The following is a 23,400-nucleotide window of genomic DNA, read 5'->3' on the forward strand; positions in this document are numbered from 1 at the left end:
GGATGGAGATATTGTACGGCCTGCATTCCGTGGAAGAGGCTCTTCGCGCCGGAAGCAGGCGGTTTGACCATGTCTGTGTGGCCCGCGAACGGCAGGACCGCCGGCTGCAGGATGTGATCGACCTCTGCCGGGAAACCGGCGCCCGTCTGCGCTTTGAGCCGCGCGATCAGCTCACCCGCATGGCCGGAACCGCGGCACATCAGGGTGTGGTGGCCGTTGTCCGGGCACGGGAGTTTCTCGATCTGGAGGATATCCTCGAGGCGCCTGCGCCCGAATCCGGGAATGCCCGTACTGCCCGCCTGCTTCTGGCCCTCGACGGGGTCGAAGACCCTCAGAATCTCGGGGCTCTCCTGCGAACGGCCGATGCCGCCGGGGTGGACGGCGTTCTGCTTACCGAGCGCCGTTCAGCGCCACTTAGTCCCGTTGCCGTCAAAGCTTCAGCGGGCGCGGCAGAACATCTTCGCCTGGCAAGGGTCGTCAATCTGGTGCGGGCGCTCGAACAGCTTAAAGAGCGCAATATCTGGTGTGTCGGTCTCGATGAACGCGGCGAGACTGCCTACGATAGCTACGACTTCACCGCTGACACCGTCATCGTGCTGGGTCGCGAGGGTGCCGGGCTGCACGATCTTGTCCGCCGCACCTGCGATCACCTGCTGCGCATCCCCATGTCCGGCGGTGTCGCATCCCTCAATGTCTCCGCCGCAGGAGCGGTGGTGCTCTTCGAAGCGGCCCGTCAGCGGCGCAGCCTGGCGCCGGCAGCGAATGCTCCGGCAAAACCCAAAAAGCAAAAAGGTCTTGGCTCATGAAGTTCTGGTTGTACCTGGGGGCAGGTCTGCTCTGCGCCCCTGCAGCATTTGCACAGCAGCCGGGCGCATCCCGGTCATCTCAGCCGCAGGTCCTCTTTTCCGGCCCGCAAAAAGCAGCGCCCGCTGTCCCGTCTTCGGAGAAGTCGGACGTGACCGATGCCGAGCGCTCTGCCGTAATCTTCACGGCGTATGACCTGGATGTGCATCTTGCCCCCTCCCGGCAATCGCTTGAGGTGCATGCGCGCGTCACCGTGCGGAACGGAGGCGCGGCTCCGCTGAAAGAACTTCCCCTGCAGATATCCTCAACCCTGTACTTCGAGATGCTGGGTGCCAACGGCAAACGGCTGGCCTTCGTCCAGACCACCCTGAACAGCGACGTGGATCACAGCGGCCAGCTTCATGAGGCCGTGATCTCACTCCCCGAGCCGCTGGCACCGTCCGCTTCGCTCACCCTCGATGTCGATTACGGCGGTCAGATTCCCCTCACTGCAAAGCGTTTGCTGGCAATCGGTACCCCCGGCGTTCCTGCTGAGGCCTCCGACTGGGACCGCATCTCCGACGAGTTCACCGGCCTGCGCGGCTTCGGCAACGTCGTCTGGTATCCGGTCAGCTCCGTCCCCGCGGCACTGGGAGACGGAGACAAGGTCTTTGCCGAGATCGGACGCCAGAAGCTGCGTTCCGCAGATGCCACGATCACCATTCACCTGACGGACGAGTTTTTCAATGAGCCGCCCGATGTGGCCATCCTGGACGGTCACCTTATCCAGCTCGACAAACCGCGCGCCATGCCCAATGCCAGCTTTCCTGGCGTTATTACCGCTTCGCTCCCCACGGAGCGGCTTGGTTTTCAGGCGCCTTCTTTCTTTCTGGCCCAGCGAATCGCCACGCAGGGCGGCCACATTCGCGTGTATGCGCGAAACGCCAGTCAGGGCGACGCACAGGCATATCTGACCGCGGCGACGATGGCTCTGCCTCTGGTGCAGCAGTGGCTCGGGCAGCGTTCCGATGCCGCGCTGACGGTGCTGGATCTGCCTGAGCCCGACGACGCACCGGCCGAGACCGGCAGCGTGCTGCTGACAGCCTTCACTGCCACGGCTCCGGAAAATGTGGCGCCTGCTGTGGCTCACGGACTGGCGCATGCGTATTTCCATTCGCCGCGTGAGTGGCTCAATGAAGGAGTGGCCGGCCTCATCAGTGCGCTCTGGATTGAATCGACACAGGGACGCACCGCTGCCATGGAGCGCCTGAACGCCGAGCGGCCCGCTCTGGCCCTCGTCGAGCCTGGAACACCCGGTCAGGGAGCCGGCGAAAGCCTGCTGCAGGCCTCAGACGCTATCTACTATCGCACCAAGGCAACGTACGTGCTGTGGATGCTGCGCGATCTTGCCGGAGACAAACCACTGCAGCAAACCCTCGCTCTGTACGACCCTGCGCAGGACACCACACCGGAATACTTTGAGCATCTGCTGGAGCAGCAGTGCGGTAAAAACCTGCAATGGTTCTTCGACGACTGGGTCTACAACGACAAGGGCCTGCCCGACCTTTCCATTGGAGGCGTCTATCCCGGCGCCGAGGCGCATGAGCAGACACTGCTGGCCATCGACATTACGAATGCCGGCTACGCTGCCGCCGATGTGCCTCTCGTCATCCACTCCGGGGAAGCCGCTCTGACCCGGCGCGTCCAGGCCCCGGCGCATACGAAGATCACGTATCGGGTTCTGGTAACGGGCGATCCCACAGAAATAGACCTGAATGACGGCAGCGTTCCCGAGGTGCAGGCCAGCGTTCATGAAAAGGATCTGGTCACCGCACCCGTCCATTAGCCGCACCTGGCCCGTCCGGAGGGGTTACTGGCTTTGTGTCGAGTTCACGGCAGGATGAGCCATGCTTCCCGTCAGGCGGAAGGTGCCGGAAGGCGCCACGGCATTCAGATCGACCTGCCGTGCAAATGTCACGGTCCCGAGGATCGTCGCCGACCTGCTTCCGTGCGACAGCTGGCTCCGGGTCAGTGTCAGCCGGCTGTTGCCGATCGTGCCTTCGCCCGTCCAGTGGTCGAAGTGGGGCAGAGGCAGGGCGGTGGTTCCGGCCGTGGGCAGTGTGCCGTTCCGCCAGTCGAAGTGAAAGTCTCCGGTTGCCGAAGAGGTGAGATTGTCCTCGGTAAAGCCCAGGGCCGTGAACTGGACGTCCGCGTTCAGCGTGCCCGCTCCCCAGCGCTCATGAAACAGAGAAGAAGCCTCAGCTCCATGAACGCCGGTAAGCTGAACGTCCAGCTTCCAGACCGGGCGCGGAGTGCCCGCATTCAGGCTTCCCACTGCATGCATCGTTCCGCCGAAGGCCTCCGCATCGAGCGATGCGATATGCACATTGGTATCGGCAATCGACACGGAGGCGGCGACATTGTGCAGCGCCATGTCGCCAATCTCCAGCGCGGCCACGCGGACTGAGCCATTCAGCACCGGCCACATGTGATGCTGGCTCCCCACGTGTGCCAGAATGGCGTCGAGCAGTTCGCCGTGAGCGCCCGCGCCAAGCAGCGCAGACTGAAGCGCCGCCGCATCGAGCGTGTTGGTTTCCAGACTGAATCCGATGGGACACGGCCCCGTCCCCGCCGCCGCGCAGCTGGTCTGAAAACTGACCGAGCCATGTACCGGAATGCCGTGAAAAACCGCCGAAGCATTGTTCCAGACAACAGCACCAGGCTCCAGAGTCAGTGTTGCTGACGGGATCTGCAGCGGATCGGGCAGAAAGCTGGTCCGTATGCGGATATTTTTCAGCTCAACCGAGCCTGTCGTGGTAATCGCCAGCTCAGGATGGTCCTGATCGGAGACCGGCACAACCCAGGGTGCCTCGACAGAAAGGCTGAGCCCGGCGATTCCCGCTGCGGCACCGCCACGCTCCTGATCGCTGATCGATGCAAGCGAGGACTGCATCAGCCCGAAGTTGCTGCTTAGCGGCAGCAGCCGGTTCAGAGATGCCTGTCCCGAAAGTTGCAGAGCGAACTGTGTGCACGTGAATCTTCCGCTTACGTTCAGCGGTGCCTGGCCGCCCATGGCAACAGAAAAGCTTTGCAGCAGAATGGCCGGCTCGAATTTCAGCGCCGTACGTTGAAGCCGCCGCCGTGAGCCCGCCCTGGCATGGCTTTGCTGTCCAGCCGGGCTCTGCTGGCCGGAGGGCGTGGCGATGAAATGCATCGCAGGCAGTTGCATGGGTTCACTGAGTCCCGCATAGCGAAGCGAAGCGCCGTTCACCACAGCCTGTCCGGTCAGAGATTCCTCATCTCCCCCGGAATACTCGAAGTCGCCGCTGACGGTGCCGGTTGTAACAGCATTCCCGGCGCGCTGCCGCATCAGTCCGATCATGTCGACGGCAAACGAAGCCGGCAGGTGATCGATCTCCAGCCTCAGCGACGAATCCGGATTCTCTTCTCCGTGCATGTCTCCGGTCAGCAGCAGGTGTCCGTTTCCAACCGGCCAGAAACAGGTCAGGCCGTGCAGGGCATGCGCGGTGCGCTGGTAATCGCCGGTGCACCGCGCATCCACATCCACGGTGCTGCCCGGCTGAAACTCCTGTCGGTGCACGTTGCCGATGCGTACGCGGGAGTTCACGTGCAGATCGTTGACATCCCCGGTCAGAGTCGCGCTCAGGTCGAGATCGCCGCGCCAGCCCGTATCTCTGGCCATCAGCAGGCGGCTCGCCTGTCCCAGCTGTGCTCCGCTCCATTCGGCATCGAGATGCAGCGGCATGGCATTGATGTCAGCCGCACGCTGCAGAGAGCCATCGATCTGAAGCTCGCCCGTATCGGAAAGGTGAAGGTCGAGATCGGTGCGCACCGGTTGTGCCGTCAGACGCAGCCTCCACTGATCCGGCGTATCGAGCCACATGGAGAATTCGGCATTCATCAGTGAGAAGGGCTTCTTTTCGAGTCCTTCCCTGAAGTTGATGCGCGCATTGCTGGCCTCGATATACGGAAAGCGCGGGCTGCTGCCGGCGCGCCGCTGCATCGTGGGAGCATTGGAAAGATGCGAGGCCTGATCCAGAACCGAGCCGATATTCCACAGGCCCTTCGCATTGCGCACCAGGTTCAGGCTGGCCTCGTCCAGGCTGATACGGCTCACTTCCAGCCGTCCGCGCCAGAGAGAGCTCAGGCGCAGCGAGGCCACCACCGACGAAGCGCGCAATACGGGTTCAGCGCCGAAGGCCGGTTCTTCCTCTACTTCGAAATCACTGATCACGATCCCCGGCGTTGGAAGCAGGCGCAGGCCCACACCGCTCATGTGCACAGGCCGGCCCAGGCTGCGGCTGATTACGCCCGCGATCGATCGCTGGTAGCGGTTGATATTGATGTACGGAGGCAGCAGAACCGCCAGCAGAAGCAGCAGGACAACCGCTCCCGCAACCGCCAGCTTCCCTCGCTTCGCCGGCTTCCGTTCCGTATCTGTTACGGCCGGGCCGTCCATCATCACTTCACCCGGTGCAGCGTGCGGCGCCAGCGAGTCTGATCGAAGAAGTGGATTGCTTCGTGCGTAAACCAGGAAGCGCGATCGGGCAGCGAAGTCTTGTTCTCCTGGTCTTCCGGAGTCACAAAGGACCAGTAAACAAACAGCGGCCGTCCCACGACGTTGGCCCGCGGCACAAATCCCCAGTAGCGGCTGTCGAGGCTTACCGTGCGGTTGTCGCCCATGGCGAAATACATCCCCTGCGGAACGACCAGATCTTCACCGTGAATATAGCCGGGCAGCGCGACGGCCCACTCGGCAGTCACGTCGCCGCTTTCTGAGGGCGGTACCGATGGGAAGTCATCGCGATACGGCGAGTAATTCAGATCGTTTGGTTTGGCCGCCTGCGGCTCATTCTGCGCTACACCGTTGAGATAGACGATGCCGTTGCGCAGGTGGACATGATCGCCAGGCAGGCCGATCACGCGCTTGACGAGGAAGAGATGCTCGCCGTTGGCCTCAAGCTGCGGCTTGTAGAAGACGATGATGTCCCCGCGGCGGACGTTGCGCGTCCGCACAAGAAACTTTGCCCATGAAGTGGGCGGAGCCAGCGTGGAGCGGTCCACCAGCAGGTGATCGCCGACCAGCAGCGTCTTCTCCATCGAGGAAGAAGGAATCGCAAAATTCTGAAAGATGAACGTGAGAATGAAAAGCCCGATGACCAGAACTCCACAGATGGAAGCGAAGGCTTCGAGGGGTGTTTCGTCCGTGTGTTTTTCAGTTGCGGTCTGGCTTTCGAGCGTCTGTTCCATGAAATCCATCGTTCCTGCAGCGACTAGGAATCCCTCGTCGCGGTAAAGCCGGTTGCCGGGGCGGAAATCTTCATCCGTGAGCAGCCTTATTTATTTGCCGTGTCACGGCTACCGAATGATGCGCAGGAAGCGGCCCCAGCGCGCAAAGTTCAATACCCTGGTCAGCAGGTCCTTATTGTGTCCGAGTTTATCATCCGGAGGCAGCTGGACATCGGTCGTCGAAGGTCGGCGCAGTGAGAAATAGATGACAAACGGACGTCCCACGACCTCCCGCTCCGGTACAAACCCCCAGTAACGGCTGTCGCGGCTGTGGTTGCGATTGTCGCCCATGACGAAATACTGCCCGGCCGGCACCACAACGTCTCCCTGCTGCTCGGTCCGGCGCAGCTGCTGCCACCAGTGCATATCGACGCCCGGATCGGTGTATATTCTGATGGGAAAATTGTCGCGGAAATTATCCGGATAGGCCGGCTCGAAGACCACGTAGGGCTCATTCAGAGGCTGTCCGTTCCGGTAGACAACGCCGCCGCGAAGATGAATGCGGTCACCCGGAACACCGATGACCCGCTTAACGACATGCTCGGCAGGATTGACTGGGAAATAGAACACGACGACATCCCCGCGCTCCTCCGGCCGGTAGGGCAGCAGCCACTTCCAGTGTCCTGGTGGTCCAAAGATGGTTTTGTTCACCAGCAGAAAATCACCCACCAGAAGCGTCCGCTCCATCGACTCGGAGGGAATGCGGAAGGGCTGCACGATAAACGTCAGAACGAAAATGGCGATGACGAGAATCGACAGCAGCGATTGCGTGGTATCGAGCGGCCCCGGATAGATGTGAAAGTGCGAGTGCGGGTGCGCAGAAGGCCCTCGGCGTACCTCTGCGCCGTCCGGCGGAGGCGGCAGCGTTGCCTGAGCGAGACCGTTTGCACCGGCCGTGAGCCCGGACCCTTCGCCAAATGCCTCTCGTGACTCATCGAGCCCCGTCTTCATCGGCTCTCCAGCGTCATTCACCATCCTCTTGCGCAGCGGCAGCCAGCTTCTCCATGGCCCGGCGTGCTGCTTCCTGCTCCGCCAGCTTCCGGGTTGTACCCGCGCCCCGGGCCAGCGCCTTTGCGCGGCCGCCATTCTTCGCAATACGAACTTCCACGAGAAATTCCTTGCGATGATCGGGGCCGGATTCGCCCTTCACCACGTATTCCGGCTGTCCCTGCTTTTTCGCCTGCAGCAGCTCCTGCAGCGCCGACTTATGGTCTCCGATGCTGATCCCCTGAGCAAGTTGCTCGTACAGACCCGAGACCGAGGGCGCAATCACATTCTGTTCGACGAAAGAGCGAGCCGTTTCGATGCCGGCATCGAGATAAAGCGCTCCGATCACCGCCTCCATCGTATTGGCCAGCAGGGCATTCTTCTTTCGGCCGCCGCTGCGCTCCTCGCCCCGCCCCAGCAGCAGAAATTTACCCAGATCGAGCCGCGCCGCCACCTGTCCCAGATGCCGGCGGCTGACCAGGGCCGCTCGCAGCCGCGTAAGCTCTCCCTCGCGCAGGTCGGGATAGCTGCGAAAGAGTGACTCGGCCACCAGCAGCCCGACGACCGCATCCCCCAGAAACTCAAGCTGTTCGTTATCTTCGCCCGGCGCCGGTGTGCCGCGCTCGTGGGCCAGCGAGCTGTGCGTCAGCGCGCGAATCAACAGCGCCCGCTGATGAAATACGTGTCCCAGCAGGGCTTCGAGGTCGTCCGGTGCGGATGTTTCCATCAGGCGCTCGTATCCTCCTTCAAATTTATTTGATTCGCGGACAGGAAGACAGTGCGCTTCCGGCGATTCTTCAGCGGCGCTGCGGGGATGGCGCCGCTGCTGGACTCGCCTGTGCGGCAGGCGGCCGGGAGGAGGATGTCGGCTGGGAGGGCGCATTCGAGTCGTCATCGTCATCCGATTGCGCCTGATGGGGTAATTCGAAAGGCTGCTTCAGGCCCTTTTCGGCGGCCTCTTTCGTGTCCGGCTGTCCGTCGCGGACAGTGAGCGCGGCCTTGTACTCGGCCACCGCTGCTTCGCGATCCTGCTGCACATCGAGAATGCGGCCAAGGTAAATGTGGGCCCAGGCGAGCATGCGCGGCTCTTTGGAAAGCCGGATAGTCTCCTGGAAGGCGCTCACAGCGTCATTCATCTTGTTGCTCAGCAGATCTACCCGCGCCAGAATGAACTCGGCCCGCGCCGGATCGGCGGTTTTGTCATCGAGAGATTTCTGCGCAAGCTCTCCCGCACCCGCCGCGTCCCCCTTCATCAGCTTCATCTCGGCCAGATCGAGCCCCCGCGGCTGCTGCGGAGTGCGCCGTACCAGGTCGCTCTCTCCCTGCTGGGCAAAGGTAATATCCCGTGCACGATGGACCTCCCGGTCCACATCCATGCCGTAGACCATCTCGCCGATGGTCTCCTTCAGGCTCACCGGGGTGTGCTCGAACTGAATCATCTGGTTGTAGAAATACTGCGTCAGGACATAGCCCTGAACCATGTCATGATTCACTCTCGCCTGGCGGATTGCAGCAATCTTTTCGAGCGCCACGGCGCGCTGCTGGTCATACTGATCGGCCTCGCTGCGCGCAAGGCCCGCCGGGACCCTGACCACCGCTACGCCGGTATCCATCGTGCGCGCTTCAATGGCGCGGATCATGCACTCGATCACCAGCGAGACAATATCGCTGCGATATACAAAATCAATCGGAGCATCGGTGACCGTCTTCAGAATCGGAAGCATGCGGTCCATCGAAGACGCGCGTGCATACAGCAGCGGCTCAATTTCGTAGTGCAGGTAGGTGTGCCGTACATCCTGCATGCGAATCTTTCCCTGAGAGGGCGAGGCAACCACCAGATAATCGGGTCCGTAAACGCGGGCATTCGTCTCCGCCGGTGAGAACATCGGCTCCAGCACCACGACAAAGCGACTTCCGCGGCTGGTACTGGCCGGCATCTTGAGGTAAACGTTGGTGTCCACGATCATCTGCGTCAGCGGATCGTGCAGGCTGTTTACTTCCGCGTCGTACTCGGGGCGGAACTGAACCCAGATCGCATGCAGATCGATATCCCGGGCGAATTTACGCACCAGCGGCAAAACCTCTTCCACCTGCGTGGAATCCGGCGGCATGTCCTGGTTGTCCACGCTCGGCGTCAGCTCGGGCGGCGGGGTCAGATAGAGACCGAGCGAGACATACTGCGCGAGATCGAGGCTGTCGCTGGCCAGCCGGTGCTGGTCGATGAACGCGCACAGCTTGTCGCGGTCATCCTGTACCAGCGGCGACTGCTGCGCCGCCTGATTGACAGTACTCCGCACCTGCTGGCGCACAGGATCGGAGTCGGCCAGTCCCTTGTCGTATCCGCAGGTGTTGAGCGCCACGGCGATATCGAACATCGCCTCGCTGGTCTGCAGACTGACCGCCGGTCCGGCGGGATCGATCAGCGCCGGAGGCCGGGGCGGTCTCGGCTGCTCGGGCACGGAGCTGCTCTGGTTGAACGGAATCTGCTTTCGGCCTGCTGCAGGAGAATCCTGAGCGGCCATATACGAACCCGGCAACAGGGCTGCCATACAGACAAGAGGCAGCCAGCGATTCAGACGAAATACAGACGGCATAGACACGATGAAAGTGGGGACATTCACAAGTCTATGCATGTGGCAAAGCCGGGGTCAAACCCGGCCTTCTGCACTCGCTTCTATCCCTGAACCGAAACCCCGGAAAAGGACAGTACCGCAATCCCCCGCACTGGCTGGCCGAAGCTGCGGGCCGGCTGAAAAACGCTGAAGAGGAGCAGGTCTTCCAGTTGTCCCCGTGTCGCCTCGTCGTGTGCGCCGGAGACGATCCGGTAGTCGTAAACCCGTCCCTGTCCGTCCACGTAAGCTTCCACCACAACCGAGCCGCCCTTCCAGTCGATCGAGCTGGCATCGCCGGAGAGCGTGGAGTAAAGAAAGCGCGGGCTGGTCGTTGTCGACGAATCGTCGCGCGCAGACGCCGGTTCCGGAACGGCAAGCGTGCCCACCAGCAGCGCTACCGTGCCGACGAGAATGATGGTGCTGGCAAAGCCGGCAGAGGCCTGCAGTAGAAATGGAGCGATCGTATTCTGCCAGCGTACCTTCCAGATCGCCAGTCTGTTCTGCGCGGTCTTTGCATGTTCCTGTGAAAGGGCCACGCGCAGGCGCAGCGCCAGATCGGGTGGTGCAGGTGCCGGGCCCAGATTCACCAGCGCGCGCTGCATCCGCCGCCAGCCATCAAATTCTGCATCGCATTCGGAGCACTCCTCAAGATGCCGGGCGATCGCCTGCATGGCGACACCCGTCAGGGCTCCGTCAAGATAGGAAGAAAACTGCGCACGAACTGATTTGCACTGACTCACACGGCCTCCCCAGTCGAGCAGACCTCAGTCGAGCAGGTTCGGTTCAGAGAACGGACCGTGGAAGACGGGCGCTGCCGGGCCGCTGCCACAAACGGCTCCAGACGGTTTTTCAGATGAGCGCGTCCCCGCATCAGCCGCGATTTCACCGTTCCCAGGTTTACTTTCAGGATTTCGGCAACTTCCTCATAAGCAAATCCTTCAATATCCCGTAATACGACAACGGTACGAAAAGGTTCCGGGACCAGGCGCAGTTCGGCTTCCACCCGGGCTGCAATCTCAGCATGTGCCGCAAGGTCGAAGGGCGATTCGTGCTCATCGACGAGGGTGTCGCGGATGCAAAGAGCGCATCCGTCGCTCGTCGATTCTCCGGTTTCGGCTTCGATCGTGACTTCCTGACGGCGGTGCCGCGACCAGAAGCGCTTCTGATTCGAGGCCTCGTGCAGGGCAATCCGGTAGATCCAGGTGCGCAGGCTGGCCTCTCCGTGGAAGCCGGAGATGCCTCGAAACACCTTGACGAAGACTTCCTGTGTAATGTCGGCGGCGTCAACCGGGTTGGGAATGGTTCGGCAGATCAGGCTGTAAATCGACTGATGGTACCGGGCGATCAGCCACGCAAACGCTTCTTCTGATCCCGCCTTGAGCTGCGCAATGATCGCAGACTCCTCGGGATGAATTCCAATGACACCTGCCAGATTTCCCACGGCTGTCCCTGCCTGCACGGATTAACCTCCTTACATTAACAGGAAACCCCGCCTGCAAGAGCGGGAGACCGATCTGCCGCCGGCGGCTCGAGTGTCTCGCTCACTCTACTGGCTTAGACACCGGCCTCGGTCTGTCCGGTTCCCGAAAACTGAGGAAAACACGGAAATAGGCATGGAAACACCTGAGAATGCACCAGCAGAACGGCGATGCGGAAGCGGCAGCTTGCAAATCCGGAGCCAGGACTTTTACCCTCACCTGTCGAGTGCGATGCGGCCTTTCGCCTCACGAAAATCCGGCTCTTCGGAATAGAAAGCGATTACAAAGATGCGACGGCGTGATTTTGTCAAAGCAGTGATGGCGGCTTCGGTAAGCGCCAAAACCATGTTGGGCCAGCAGACGGTCACCCCGCCTCCGCCCCAGGCAGCGCCGCCGGTCGCGCCCTCTGCACCTCCACCGGTAGCAACCGCTCCCGGTCCGGTGCCGTGGATGCGCGGCCTGCGCGAAGTAAAGCCGCTGCCGATTACACCGTTGGTTCCGGATGCCGTGGCACAGACCAGCGCGCACTTCTTCACCGACCGGCAGCTCGCAACGCTGCGGCAGCTCAGCGAGATCATGCTGCCTCCTCTGAAGGGTTATCCTGGAGCAATCGACGCGGGAGCGCCGGAGTTCCTCGACTTTCTCATCGGGGTCTCGCCGGTCGATCGCCAGCAGATGTACCAGTCCGGCCTCGACCGGCTGGACGCCGAGGCTCGGCAGCGCTTCGGCATGCCGTTCGCCGGCATACAGGCATCGCAGGCAGATGAGCTGCTGCGCCCGTGGCTGAGAACATGGATGACGGATCATCCACCGGCGGAGCCGTTCGCACACTTCGTCAACCTGGTCCACAGCGATATCCGGACAGCCACAATCAACTCGGAGGCATGGAGCAAAGCCGAGACTGCGATGGGCAGGGAAGAACCGGATGTGGGGCTCTACTGGTTCCCGGTCGATCCCGACATCCACCGGGAAGAGCCGGGGCGGGAGGCGTCAGCGCCGGTGCGCCATCCGGCGCCGAAGAAGCAGCATGCCTGAAGCATGATTCCTGGCTGGCATATTGTCCTGTGCCGGAGCACACAACCATCGGGCAGCAACCGAAAGAGATGATGCGAAATAATGACTGATGAAACTGTAGATGTTTTGATTATCGGTTCCGGGCATTCGGGCGGCATGGCGGCAAAGTGCCTCACGGAAAAAGGCATCTCGTGCCTGATGCTGAATGCCGGTCCGGTAGCCGATGCGCGCCGCGACACGGAGCCGAAGCCGGCCTACGCGCTCCCCTTTCGCGGTTTTAAGCAGCCCGGCAGGCTCGAGCACGTTTTCCAGTCGAACGAGTTCAACGCCAACACCTGGGTGGATGAGCAGGAGGTGCCTTACACCTGTGATCCGCAGCAGCCCTACAACTGGGTGCGGGTGCGGCTCTTCGGAGGACGCTCGCTCTTCTGGTCGCGGCAGTCCTTCCGGCTCAGCGATTACGAGCTCAAAGGAAAATCGCACGACGGCTTCGGCGACGACTGGCCCATCAGCCTGTCCGATCTTGCTCCGTATTATTCGCGTGTCGAAGCGATCTTTCGCGTCCGGGGACATGCGGACGGTCTGCCGCAGTATCCTGACGGCAATTTCGTGCCCGACAATTCCTCATGGACAGGCTGCATGCAGCGCTTCGTCGACGCCGGAAAGAAGATGGGCGTGCCGGTCTGCAAGCCGCGCAGCTCCGAGGGCGTCGACGGGCTCGCAAGCTCAGTCAATTTGTTGCTGCCCGATGCCTTTGCGACGGGAAAACTGCGGGCGATTCCAAATGTGGTGGTGCGCGAGCTGCGCGTGGACCCGAAGACCGGCCTGGTGAGCGAGGCTCACTTTGTTGACCGCCTTTCGCGCCGCGAAATGTCGGTGAAAGCGCGCGTGGTGGTACTTGCGGCGGGAACGCTCGAGAGCACGCGGCTGCTTCTGAACTCAAAGATCGGCAATTCGAGCGGCGTCATGGGGCACTATCTCATCGATCAGGTTTACGGGCCGGGAATCGTCTGCTCGGTGCCGGAGGCGCGCGACGGCAGGGCAACACCCGAGCTGATGGGTGGCGCCGCATTGATTCCGCGGTTCAGAAATCTCGATACCAAAGCAAAAAACTTCATTCGCGGGTATGCGCTGAATGTCTTCAGCAGCGCGCATCCCATGGACCCGCGTAACTTCGCCGCCTATGGAGCGGAGCTGCAGAAGAAGCTCGACAGCTACAGCGGCAGCGGATTCTCGACAGGGATCATGGGTGAAGTGCTGGCGCACTATGAGCACCAGGTGAGCATCGACAAAAACGTGGTGGATGCATGGAATATTCCCGTGCTGCACATCGACACAAAGTACACCGACAACGAATTCAATATGGCTCGCGATGCGGTCGACACCAGTATCGAGCTGGCCGAAGCCGCGGGCTTTGAAGTGCTCTCGAAGAACTACGATCCCAACCCGCCAGGCTACAGCATCCACGAGCTGGGCACCTGCCGCATGGGCGACGACCCGAAGACCAGTGTGCTCAACAAATGGAACCAGAGCCACGACATCAAAAACCTGGTGGTGGTGGATGGCAGCTGCTTCGTCAGCGGAGGATGGCAAAATCCGACCATGACCATTCTGTCGCTGGCCATGCGGGCTTCCGAACATCTGGCCGAGCAGATGCGCCAGGGAAATGTCTGAAGCCGGCAGACCATCGTCGCCGCCCGCAGCCGCGTAGGTTCTCATCAAAGATGAGAAGATCGAGGCACGACCCAGGTTCCGCATCCCGGCTCTGAATCCGGGTTCCGGGCAGGTACTTTCAGGCTGATGCGCAAGTCCATCCTCGCACTCACAATAGCCGCCTTCGGCATCGGGACCTCGGAGTACGTCATCATGGGCCTGCTGCCGGATCTGGCCCGGTCGTTCCACATCAGCATCCCCAAAGCCGGCATCATCGTTTCGGCCTATGCGCTCAGCGTAACCTTCGGATCGCCGCTGGTAGCGCTGGTGCTTTCCCGGCAGGAGCGCCGCCGCTCGCTTGTCATTCTGATGAGCATCTTCCTGCTGGGCAATCTCTGCTGCGCTCTCTCATCCGGCTTTGCTCTGATGCTGGCAGCGCGCATTCTTACGGCGCTCTGCCACGGAGCATTCTTCGGAACGGGAAGCATTGTCGCCGCCAACCTCGTGCCGAAAGAGAAGCGGGTGCAGGCGATCACCATGATGTTCAGCGGCCTGACCCTGGCGAATGTACTCGGAGTCCCCGCTGGTACCGCGCTCGGTCACGTCTTCGGCTGGCGCTCGACATTTCTCGCTCTCATCCCCATCGGCCTCATCGCCATGATCGGGCTGCTTTTCTGGGTGCCGCGGCAACAGTCCGAGCCGGTTCACCTTGGCCATGAGTTTCGTACCTTGCTGAACCCGAAGGTGCTTCTCGTTCTGGCACTGTCGACTCTGAGCTCCGTCTCGCTCTTCACCGTGTTTACCTATATCGCGCCGACTCTTTCCGTGGTGACCCATCTGCCGGAGCGCGGCATCACCTGGGTCCTTGTGCTTTTCGGCATCGGCATTACCGTTGGAATCCTCATCGGCGGCCGCCTCGGTGACTGGCGGCAGATGGCGACCATCTTCTGGGGCTTCGTTCTGGTCGTGCTGATCCTGCTCGTGATGCCGCTGACCATGGCTCATACCGCGGCAATGGGAGCCTGTGTTCTGATCTGGGGGATGTTTCACTTCGGAGCCGCGGCTCCGCTGCAGGCCCGTATCGTCGAGAAGGCGCGGCGTGCTCCGAATCTCGCCTCAACGCTGAATCAGGGAGCCTTCAATCTCGGAAACGCCCTCGGTGCAAGTCTGGGCGGCATAGTGCTGGCAGCGGGATATAGCTATCGCACGCTGCCTCTGACGGCAGCGCTGGTCGCGGGGATTGTCCTCGTCCTGGCCTTCATCGCAATACGCCTCGACTCGACGCGCATCACCGACCCGGATTTCGCCTTTCACGAAGAGCGGTTCCCGATCGCGCACAGGGGCTGAAGACCGCCTGCAGCCGCGTCTGGCTACTCGCTTTTGGAGGCTGTCGTGGCGGAGCTGCTGCCGGAGGAAGCGGCGGGTTTGGCATCCGAAGCGGGAGAAGATCCTGCATCCGGCTTCGAAGCGGAGGCTCCGTCGCTGCCTTTGCTCTCAGCCGATTTCGAGGAGCCGGAAGCAGGCTTTGCAGCGTAATCGTTCACATACCAGCCGGAGCCTTTGAACTGAATGGCGGGCGCGGAGATCAGCCGTTCCACCTCTTCGCCGCAGACCGGGCAGACCTTTTCTTCCGGAGCGCTGAAGCTCTGGATCTTCTCAAACTGATGTCCACACGACTTGCAACGATATTCGTAAAGCGGCACGTCCGGTGTTTCTCCTTAAAACCATTACAGCATGTTTTGAGAGAGACAGGGACCTGGGCCGCTTCGGCTGGCGCCTGCGCTGCTTCGGCTGGCGCCTGCGCTGCTTCGGCTGGCGCCTGCGCTGCTTCGGCTGGAATGGCTGTAGCAGCTCCCATGTCCGGTATCCGATGAATCCGGACATGGGAGGCAGGCCGGTTATTTCTGTGTATCGCCCAGGGTGACGAGGCGCACGTCGCTTACCGCTTCGATCCCGCGCAGCGACTTCAGTGCCGCGTCGGTCACCGCTCCGTCAATCTGCACCACCGCCAGCGCGGAGCCGGAGGTCTCGGCATGATTGCGGTCGGAGCGTCCAAGCGCAAAGTTGGCGATATTCACGCGGTGCTCGCCCAGAATCGTGCCCACGCGGCCGATCACGCCCGGCACATCCTGGTTGCGGATGGTGAGCAGCGTTCCCTGCAGCGGCGCTTCGATGTCGATACCGTCGAGGCTCAGCAGCCGCGGCGATTTGCCGTGAAGCACGGTGCCGAGAGCCGTAACCTCTCCCGCGCGCGTGTGCAGCGTCAGCCGCACCACGTTGCCTGCGCCGCCCTGTGCCGACTCCTTCTTCTCCTCGTGGAGACGGATGCCGCGCTCCTCGGTCACCGACGCCGCGTTGATCCGGTTAACATGCTCCGGATCGCCCAGCACGCCGGCAATGGCGCTGTTGCGGATCAGATCGGTCTTGGCCTCGGCAAGCCTGCCATAGTAGCCGAGCTGAATGCTGTCGACATTGCCCGGCAGAAACTGCGCCAGAAAGGTGCCGAGCCGTTCGGCCAGCGTCATATACGGCGAAAGCTCCTGATACTCCTCGTGCGTGAGCGAAGGCAGATTGACGGCATTCTGTACCACGCCCAGCTTCAGATATTCGCGTACCTGCATCGCGATCTGAATGCCGACTGCTTCCTGTGCCTCAGCCGTCGAACCGGCGATATGCGGCGTGAGAATCACGTTCTCCAGCCCGAAAAAGGGTGAGTTTTTAGGCGGCTCTTCTGAGAAGACATCAAGGGCTGCTCCCGCAACGTGACCGCTTTTGAGCGCCTCCGCCAGATCGGCTTCGACAATCAATTCACCGCGGGCGCAGTTCACGATCCGCACGCCCTTCTTCATCGTCGCAAGTGTCGCGGCATTAATGATGCCCGTCGTCTGCGGCGTGAGGCCGACGTGAAGCGTAAGATAATCGGCTTCGCGGAAGAGCTCTTCGACGGAGACAAGCTTAATCGCGTTCTCGCGCGCAATCGCCGCCGAAACAAATGGATCATGGCCGATCAGTTCCATGCCGAAGCCGCGGGCGCGGCGCGCCACTTCGAGGCCGATACGCCCCAGACCAAGAATGCCGAACTTCTTACCGCGCAGCTCGCCGCCCTGAAGCGACTTCTTCTCCCATTTGCCGGCATGCATCGTCGAGTTGGCTTTGGGGATCTGGCGTCCGAGCGCGATCATCAGTCCGAGCGTCAGCTCGGCAACGGCAATGGCGTTCGCCCCAGGCGTATTCATCACCACGATGCCCCGGCGCGTGGCCGCGCCTGCATCGATGTTATCCACGCCCACTCCGGCGCGGCCAATCACGCGAAGCTTCGGCGCGGAAGCCATCAGCGCATCGTCCGCCTGAACGGCCGAGCGAACGACAAGTCCATCGGCATCGGCAAGCGCCTCAGGAAGATTCTTCACCTGATCGTGGGTCAGGATCTCCCAGTCGGGCTCAGTTTTCAGCACGGCAAGAGTAGCAGGAGAGACTTTTTCGGCAAGAACGATTTTCATGCGGTCGGTGTTCCTTTCGCGGAGCGACGAGGTCTGCGATGTGCTGGCCGCGCGGCGAACGCCGCTTCGCGGCCAAAGAATGCTTCTGTTCCCTGCACTGCAGGTCCTTCGGCTTTGTTATCCGGCTCGATGGCAAAGCCGGATGACAGCGGTTGTGACGGGCGAGCCATGTCCGAAGATCCGGATACAGCTCACCCTCTGGCTTAAGCGTGGACGGCGACTGGCTCTTCCACGCCCTGGCCGGCGAAGACCTTCTGCGCGGCGGCCACGGCCTGGCCGAAGGCAAAGCCGGGAATATTCAGCGACGAGGCAGCAACCTGCTCCAGGGCGCCGATGATGGCAATGGTGTCCATGTAATCGAAGAAGCCGATGTGCGCGATGCGGAAGATCTCACCCTTCATCTCGCCCTGGCCGTTCGTCACAATAGCCGAGAAGCGGCTCTTGAGCTCTTTCACGATCACGCCGGAATCGACGCCTGCCGGAGGCAGGACAGCGGTAGCAGCAGCAGCCGGCGCATCGGGTGCGAACAGTGTCATGCCCAGCGCCTGTACCGCAGCGCGGGTCATCGCGGCGCACATCTCGGCGTTGTCGACGAGAATTTTGCGGCCGGCGGCAACATCGCCTCCGCCCTGCGCGGCAATGTAATCCAGTGCAGCGCCAAGCGCGGCGATGAGCGAAACTGCCGGCGTGTACGACGACTCGCCCTTCTGCGCATTCTTGCGCTCCTTGCGCAGGTCGAAGTAGTAGCGCGGGTTCTTCGCGGTCTCCGTCACCTTCCAGGCGCGGTCGCTCAGGCTCAGATACGCCAGGCCCGGCGGAATCATCACTGCCTTCTGCGATCCGCCGATGATCACATCCACTCCCCAGCCATCCACGTCGAGATGCGTGGTGCCAAGGCCGGTGATCGCGTCTACGATCAGCAGTGTCTCGCTGCCTTCGCTCTTCAGCAGCTTTGCAAGACCTTCCACATCGTGGCGAACGCCGGTCGAGGACTCGGTCGCCTGCACGAAAACGGCCCGCGTATCGGGCTTCAGCGCCGCGCGGACTTCGTCAAGCGAGAATGTCTGGCCGTTTGGTGCCGTCAGCACATCCGCCTGGCAGCCGAAAGCCTTCGTGATCGCCGTCCAGCGCTCGCCGAATTTACCGGCGGAGAGCACCAGCACGCGGTCGCCCGGTGAAGTCAGATTCGAAACCGAAGCCTCCATTGCTCCGGTGCCGGAGGAGGCCAGCAGCAGCACGTCATTCTTTGTGCCGACAAAACCTTTGAGCTGTTCGAGCACGCGCTGATACAGGGCGCGGAACTCCGGGGTACGGTGATGGATGTCCGCGGCGGCCATGGCGAACTGAGCGGCAGGAAGCAGCGGCGTCGGACCGGGGGTGAACAGGCGCGTTTTGCGAATCATTTTTGGAAATCCTCTGCCATTATTTTACCGGCGGGAAGAGATTGCGGTTTCTTTCTATAATGGTGAGTTTGGGCTGTGACTGGCCGGAAATCAGGAAACTGCGCGGCGAACGGGCCTGAATGCCCCGCCGGCGAAGGGTGCGCAAAAATGGAGCTGGTAAAGAAGATCGATCACGAGATGATTGCGGCCATGAAGGCCCGCGATGCGGACAGGACCACGACGCTGCGCATGGTCAAGAGCGCGCTGAAAAATAAAGAGATCGAAAAGCGCGAACCCCTGACCGATGCCGAGGCGCTCCAGGTGCTTACCGGAATGATCAAGCAGCGGCGTGAATCGATCGAGCAGTTCACAAAGGGCAACCGTCCCGAGCTGGCCGCAAAGGAGGCCGCCGAGATCGCCGTCATCGAGGCTTATATGCCAAAGGCTGCGAGCGAAGACGATCTGAAAAAGATAGTCGAAGAGACCATCGCGGAGCTGGCCGTCTCCGGCGACAGCCTGGGACCAAAGGATATCGGCACGGCAATGAAAGCCGTGCAGGCCGCGATCCAGAAGTCCGGTCTCCGCGCAGACGGCCGTCAGGTCAGCGATCTTGTGAAGGCAAGGCTGGCGAAGTAAGCGGCAGTCGGAAATTCAGCGAGACAGTAGATTCAGATTTCTGCATGGCGATTCACTGAGCCGGTTCATCGACCGGCTCGCTGATCTCAATGCAGTTCCGCCCGGCCTTTTTAGCCAGGTAAAGCGCGGCATCGGCCGTCTGCAGCAGCCGGAAGCGGTCGTCGCCATGAGCAGGCAGAATCGCCGCGCAGCCTACTGAGACCGTCACGCACCCCCACGAGCTGCCGTCATGGTCGACCGCGGCTTCCAGCACCGCGATGCGAATCGTTTCCGCCAGGTGCCGTGCACCATCCAGGTCCGTATGCGGCAGCAGAATGGCGAACTCCTCGCCTCCGAACCGCGCCACGAAATCCTGAGGTCGGCGCAGGTGCCGCGAGAGCACACCGGCAATGGTGCGCAGACACTGATCGCCCGCATGGTGTCCATACATGTCGTTGTACTGCTTGAAGTGATCCAGGTCGATCATCAGCAGCGCCAGCGATGTCCGCACCCGGATCGCTCGCTTCCACTCCATCGAAAATCTCTCATCGAGCGAGCGCCGGTTGGCAATGCCCGTCAGGCCGTCGACAGAGGCCAGCATCGTCAGCTGCGCGTTGGCATCGCGCAGGTCCTCTGACATCCTTCGGCGCTCCATAAACAAAACCGAGGCCGGGAAGAGAGCCACCATGTGGAAGCCAAGATAAATCTGCAGCGCCACATTGCGGGAGACCAGCAGGCCCTGTGGCCAGAAGGCGAAGGGGCCGTGTCCATGAATCGTGAAGTACACCGCCAGCAGGCACACCACCGGCATCGCGATCGCCGAACCGGCAAAGGCCAGCATGGAATCGACGTACAGCAGGATGGGGTACAGCAGAAAGAGCAGAGGATAGCGGCTTATCGTAAAGATAAGAACGATACCCGTGAATGCCGTGACAAGAATGCCGATGGTCCGTGGAAGCGCGTGGCCTTTGAAGAGGGTGCGCATCTCGGTGGAGCGTGCGCACAGGGCAAGCGGCATGATCGCCGCAATGCCTAGCGCGTCCGCGGTCGCCCAGTCGTTAAAGGCCATCAGCCACGGTTCGTGATGGACATGGTGAAAGAGTATCGCCGCCATCACGCCGGAGATGCCCGGCCCCAGCAGCAGCGCGGCAAAGAATCGTGGAAAGAGATACGTCCGGCGCAGCCAGTCATCCAGCGACGTAAAGGGGGGCAGCAGCCAGGCGCAGATCAGTACTTCGATCAGCGAAAACGTCCGCAGCCAGAGTTCGAGCGTGACCGGATTATGGTCAAGGCACTCCCCGATCCCGGTACCCAGGGTCACCCCAACCAGTATGGCCGGCCAGTCCAGGCGCGGCCACATCAGCAGCAGCGCAATCGTCACACCGTTGAGCGGCCACAGTACGGTCCACCCGTCGCTGAAGGCAAACTTGTTCAGGGCGAAGTCGGCAGTCAGGTAGATCAGGGTAAACAACAGCACCAGGCTCAGGGCCCGAACCCCTCGGTTTTGCACCTGGCTGCCGTGACTGGAGGACACGCTCACCTGCCGGAAAGGGATGAACTGCGGGGGACGCCGGGATTATAAGCAGATTCCTGATGCCTTGTGGCAACAGTGTGCCTTTAAAACCAATCGTCGCCGAACATGGGGGTGTCCAGACTCTGTCATTTTATCTGTGAGCCGTCCTTCTTCGGCAGACATTAGTCCTGGTCCCTCAGAAAAGGGCTTACCAGAGGCATCTGGCTTTTTATCGGGTTCCAGGAAATAAAACGTTTTTGCAGCCCGATGAAAGTCAGGTTGATGCGGTCATCCCGAGCACCCTCCGTTGACCACCCCTTCCCCGCTTCCTATACTCAGAGTCGTGCAATGGCAATGACGGCACTCATCATCGATGACGAAGAGCTGGCCCGGGGAGAGCTGAAATATCTCCTTGATACCACCGGCAATGTCGAAGTACTCGCCGAGGGAGCCAACGGTGTTGAAGCCGTCGAGTTAATTCGCACCTGGCAGCCCGACGTGGTCTTTCTCGACGTGCAGATGCCCGGCCTGGACGGCTTTGCCGTGTTGAAGAAGCTGCTCGAAGCCGACGAAAGCAAGCACCAGCATCTGCCGCAGATCATCTTTGCCACCGCCTTCGATCAGTACGCGGTGCGAGCCTTCGACGTAAATGCCATTGACTATCTGCTGAAGCCCTTCGATCGTGCCCGGGTGCTCCAGGCAATCGACCGGGCCCGGCTCCGCCTGCAGGAAGTGTCTGCGGCAGAGGGGGATACAACTCCTGCCGGTCCCTCGCATGCCGACCTTCGGATCGACGCTCTGCTCCGGCTGATCGATCAGCAGCAGACCTCCAGGCCCAGCAGCGGCAAGATCATTCTCCAGGCGCACGGCCGCCTTCTGCTCGTTGATCAGAAGGACATTTGCTACGCCTCAATTGATGAAGGCACCATTACGGTGGTAACTCCGACACTGGAAGGACAATCGAAGTGCCGGACACTCGAGGAGCTTCTGGAGCTTCTCGATCCCTCCACCTTCTGGCGCGCCCACCGCTCCTACGTGGTGAATATCAATCACATCCGAGAAGTCGTGCCATGGTTCAAGAGCAGCTATCAGCTGCGCATGGACGACAAAAAGCAGACCGAGATTCCCGTAAGCCGCGCCCAGACAAAACGCCTCCGCGAGCTATTCAACCTCTAGTCGATTCACTCTTTCAAATCGGAGCCGGGTGCCCCATGTTCGGATTTTCAGACATAAGAATTGCGCCCGAAGGGCGCAGTTGCCTGAACGGCTGGTCCTCAGTCATAGCGCTCGAATACAATCTGCTTCCGATCCCAGCCCATTCCCTTCAGACGGTCGCGCGTGGCCGAGACCATATCGTTCAGCCCGCAGATGTAAGCGTAAATGTCGAAGCCGCTGACGCCATGAGCCGTGCCATTCCTCAGCGCCGTCCGTCGTTCCACAATCTGCGCGACGTGGTCCTGCACGTATCCGCGCAGCCCCTCCCAGCCCTCGTGCGGGCGGCTGAGTGAGCTCAGATACTGAAAATTCGGATGCTCCGCGGCGATCTTCTCAAAATATTTCTGATAGTAGATCTCCGTTTCATGGCGTGTCCCATACACCAGCCAGAACTTTCGTCCCTCGCTGCGATCCTCGCCGTTCTCCGGAAAAAGCCACTCGACGAACCCCCGCATCGGAGCGATCCCCGTCCCTGTCGCAATAAAGATCGAATCGGTCAACGGCTCCTTCGGCACAAAAAGGCCATGTGGTCCATGAACCTGTACCGTCTCTCCCGGAGAAAGATCGCACAGCAGGTTCGAGAAAAAGCCGCCCTCCACCCGGTTCACGCAGAGCGCGAAGCGGTTTCCTTCCGGAGCCGACGCGATCGAATAGGCCCGGGTCTGCTGCTTTTCCTGGGTGTCAACAGCGACCGTGGAGACGAACTGCCCGGGCGAGAAATCGAAACGCTCAAGCTCGGGAAGGGTGAATTCCAGGTGGTAGCACTGTGCAGACTCTGAAAGCAGCAGCTTCTGGTCGAGGCGGGCAGTAAACAACTGTCTGGGCAAGGTGAGAACTCGCTCGAATCGGATTTGCATCCAGTTTACGGGATATTCGGTCCTCCCATATCCGCCGCATGGATGAGCTGAAAAATTCGGCCATGCTGGTTCGATCCGCCGGATTTACCTGCCTGTAATCAATGTGCGCCTGTGTTTCCGTACACTTACGCGTGTATGAGCAATGAGCCGCTGACGATTGAAACTGCAGAAGGCAGCACAGAGGCAACACGAATCCTTACGCTTGCCGGCCCTCTCATCCTGTCCAACATCTTCGATCTTCAGGAAGACCTGAGAAATCACCCGGCGCCGACCACCATCATCGACCTCTCGCAGGTGCCGTATATGGATTCGGCCGGAATGGGCGTGCTGATCAACTTTTACGTCTCCTGCCAGAAGCATGGACGCCGTCTGATCGTCGTGGCGCCGAACTACCGTGTGATCGAGCTCTTCCGCCTCACCCGCGTCGACACCCTCATCACCATCGCCGCCTCGCTCGAAGAAGCCAAAGCACTCTGACGCA

At 61.1% G+C, this 23,400-nt stretch carries 20 protein-coding genes; 8 read left to right on the top strand and 12 right to left on the bottom strand.

The features are described 5' to 3' along the window. Positions 1 to 2 precede the first annotated feature (2 nt). Positions 3 to 806: a 23S rRNA (guanosine(2251)-2'-O)-methyltransferase RlmB gene (rlmB, locus tag D0Y96_RS13795; protein WP_117300808.1), complete on the top strand. Its 804-nt coding sequence runs from the start codon at positions 3 to 5 to the stop codon at positions 804 to 806. Positions 807 to 955: 149 nt separating this feature from the next. After that, positions 956 to 2,629, top strand: coding sequence for a gluzincin family metallopeptidase (locus tag D0Y96_RS13800; RefSeq protein WP_147325067.1), 1,674 nt, complete (start codon positions 956 to 958; stop codon positions 2,627 to 2,629). Between the two features lie 24 nt (positions 2,630 to 2,653). Here D0Y96_RS13800 and D0Y96_RS13805 read toward each other — a convergent pair whose 3' ends face one another. The 7 genes from D0Y96_RS13805 to D0Y96_RS13835 all read right to left on the bottom strand — a co-directional run bounded on the left by D0Y96_RS13805 (position 2,654) and on the right by D0Y96_RS13835 (position 11,133). Beyond that, positions 2,654 to 5,266, bottom strand: coding sequence for an AsmA family protein (locus D0Y96_RS13805; protein WP_117300812.1), 2,613 nt, complete (start codon positions 5,264 to 5,266; stop codon positions 2,654 to 2,656). After that, positions 5,266 to 6,054 (bottom strand): signal peptidase I, encoded by a 789-nt coding sequence (gene lepB / locus D0Y96_RS13810; protein ID WP_117301100.1) that lies wholly within the window; start codon positions 6,052 to 6,054, stop codon positions 5,266 to 5,268. The genes D0Y96_RS13805 and lepB (D0Y96_RS13810) overlap by 1 nt, the downstream gene beginning before the upstream one ends. Positions 6,055 to 6,162: 108 nt before the next feature. After that, on the bottom strand, positions 6,163 to 7,044 hold the full coding sequence (gene lepB / locus D0Y96_RS13815) for a signal peptidase I (RefSeq protein WP_158562389.1): 882 nt from the start codon (positions 7,042 to 7,044) through the stop codon (positions 6,163 to 6,165). 13 nt (positions 7,045 to 7,057) lie between these two features. Further along, complete coding sequence (gene rnc / locus D0Y96_RS13820) at positions 7,058 to 7,807, bottom strand: ribonuclease III (protein ID WP_117300815.1); 750 nt, start codon at positions 7,805 to 7,807, stop codon at positions 7,058 to 7,060. A 70-nt stretch (positions 7,808 to 7,877) separates the two neighbouring features. After that, a complete protein-coding gene (locus D0Y96_RS13825) occupies positions 7,878 to 9,629 on the bottom strand; it encodes a tetratricopeptide repeat protein (protein WP_147325068.1) in 1,752 nt (583 codons plus the stop codon). 125 nt (positions 9,630 to 9,754) lie between these two features. Further along, positions 9,755 to 10,432 (bottom strand): zf-HC2 domain-containing protein, encoded by a 678-nt coding sequence (locus tag D0Y96_RS13830; RefSeq protein ID WP_158562390.1) that lies wholly within the window; start codon positions 10,430 to 10,432, stop codon positions 9,755 to 9,757. Next, positions 10,429 to 11,133 carry a sigma-70 family RNA polymerase sigma factor gene (locus D0Y96_RS13835; RefSeq protein WP_350449069.1) on the bottom strand — a complete coding sequence of 235 codons (705 nt, stop codon included), beginning with the start codon at positions 11,131 to 11,133 and terminating at the stop codon, positions 10,429 to 10,431. The genes D0Y96_RS13830 and D0Y96_RS13835 overlap by 4 nt, the downstream gene beginning before the upstream one ends. Positions 11,134 to 11,458: 325 nt before the next feature. Here D0Y96_RS13835 and D0Y96_RS13840 point away from each other — a divergent pair, with 325 nt between their 5' ends. From D0Y96_RS13840 to D0Y96_RS13850, 3 genes are all read left to right on the top strand, one after another. Then, entirely contained in the window at positions 11,459 to 12,205 is a 747-nt protein-coding gene (locus tag D0Y96_RS13840) for a gluconate 2-dehydrogenase subunit 3 family protein (RefSeq protein ID WP_117300823.1), read from the top strand. Positions 12,206 to 12,286: 81 nt separating this feature from the next. After that, a complete protein-coding gene (locus tag D0Y96_RS13845) occupies positions 12,287 to 13,858 on the top strand; it encodes a GMC oxidoreductase (protein WP_117300826.1) in 1,572 nt (523 codons plus the stop codon). Between the two features lie 126 nt (positions 13,859 to 13,984). Then, positions 13,985 to 15,184 carry an MFS transporter gene (locus D0Y96_RS13850; RefSeq protein WP_117300828.1) on the top strand — a complete coding sequence of 400 codons (1,200 nt, stop codon included), beginning with the start codon at positions 13,985 to 13,987 and terminating at the stop codon, positions 15,182 to 15,184. 23 nt (positions 15,185 to 15,207) lie between these two features. On the opposite strand, the gene D0Y96_RS13855 is transcribed toward D0Y96_RS13850, so the two are convergent. From D0Y96_RS13855 to D0Y96_RS13865, 3 genes are all read right to left on the bottom strand, one after another. Next, positions 15,208 to 15,540, bottom strand: coding sequence for an FmdB family zinc ribbon protein (locus D0Y96_RS13855; protein ID WP_117300830.1), 333 nt, complete (start codon positions 15,538 to 15,540; stop codon positions 15,208 to 15,210). A 195-nt stretch (positions 15,541 to 15,735) separates the two neighbouring features. Further along, the gene (gene serA, locus D0Y96_RS13860; RefSeq protein ID WP_117300832.1) at positions 15,736 to 17,337 is read right to left on the bottom strand and encodes a phosphoglycerate dehydrogenase; all 1,602 of its coding nucleotides are present in this window, start codon (positions 17,335 to 17,337) and stop codon (positions 15,736 to 15,738) included. A gap of 203 nt (positions 17,338 to 17,540) precedes the next feature. Next, the gene (locus tag D0Y96_RS13865) at positions 17,541 to 18,740 is read right to left on the bottom strand and encodes a pyridoxal-phosphate-dependent aminotransferase family protein (RefSeq protein WP_117300835.1); all 1,200 of its coding nucleotides are present in this window, start codon (positions 18,738 to 18,740) and stop codon (positions 17,541 to 17,543) included. A 147-nt stretch (positions 18,741 to 18,887) separates the two neighbouring features. On the opposite strand from D0Y96_RS13865, the gene D0Y96_RS13870 reads away from it, so the two are divergent. Next, on the top strand, positions 18,888 to 19,355 hold the full coding sequence (locus tag D0Y96_RS13870; RefSeq protein ID WP_117300837.1) for a GatB/YqeY domain-containing protein: 468 nt from the start codon (positions 18,888 to 18,890) through the stop codon (positions 19,353 to 19,355). Between the two features lie 52 nt (positions 19,356 to 19,407). Here D0Y96_RS13870 and D0Y96_RS13875 read toward each other — a convergent pair whose 3' ends face one another. Continuing rightward, positions 19,408 to 20,868: a GGDEF domain-containing protein gene (locus tag D0Y96_RS13875; RefSeq protein WP_147325069.1), complete on the bottom strand. Its 1,461-nt coding sequence runs from the start codon at positions 20,866 to 20,868 to the stop codon at positions 19,408 to 19,410. A gap of 327 nt (positions 20,869 to 21,195) precedes the next feature. Here D0Y96_RS13875 and D0Y96_RS13880 point away from each other — a divergent pair, with 327 nt between their 5' ends. Continuing rightward, positions 21,196 to 22,023, top strand: a complete 828-nt coding sequence (locus D0Y96_RS13880; RefSeq protein WP_117300841.1) for a LytR/AlgR family response regulator transcription factor — start codon at positions 21,196 to 21,198, stop codon at positions 22,021 to 22,023. A gap of 98 nt (positions 22,024 to 22,121) precedes the next feature. Here D0Y96_RS13880 and D0Y96_RS13885 read toward each other — a convergent pair whose 3' ends face one another. Beyond that, on the bottom strand, positions 22,122 to 22,889 hold the full coding sequence (locus D0Y96_RS13885) for a ferredoxin--NADP reductase (RefSeq protein ID WP_117301103.1): 768 nt from the start codon (positions 22,887 to 22,889) through the stop codon (positions 22,122 to 22,124). Between the two features lie 165 nt (positions 22,890 to 23,054). Here D0Y96_RS13885 and D0Y96_RS13890 point away from each other — a divergent pair, with 165 nt between their 5' ends. Next, a complete protein-coding gene (locus D0Y96_RS13890) occupies positions 23,055 to 23,396 on the top strand; it encodes an STAS domain-containing protein (protein WP_117300843.1) in 342 nt (113 codons plus the stop codon). Positions 23,397 to 23,400: the final 4 nt, after the last annotated feature.

It is taken from the genome of Paracidobacterium acidisoli (assembly GCF_003428625.2).
In the GTDB taxonomy this organism is placed as follows: domain Bacteria; phylum Acidobacteriota; class Terriglobia; order Terriglobales; family Acidobacteriaceae; genus Paracidobacterium; species Paracidobacterium acidisoli.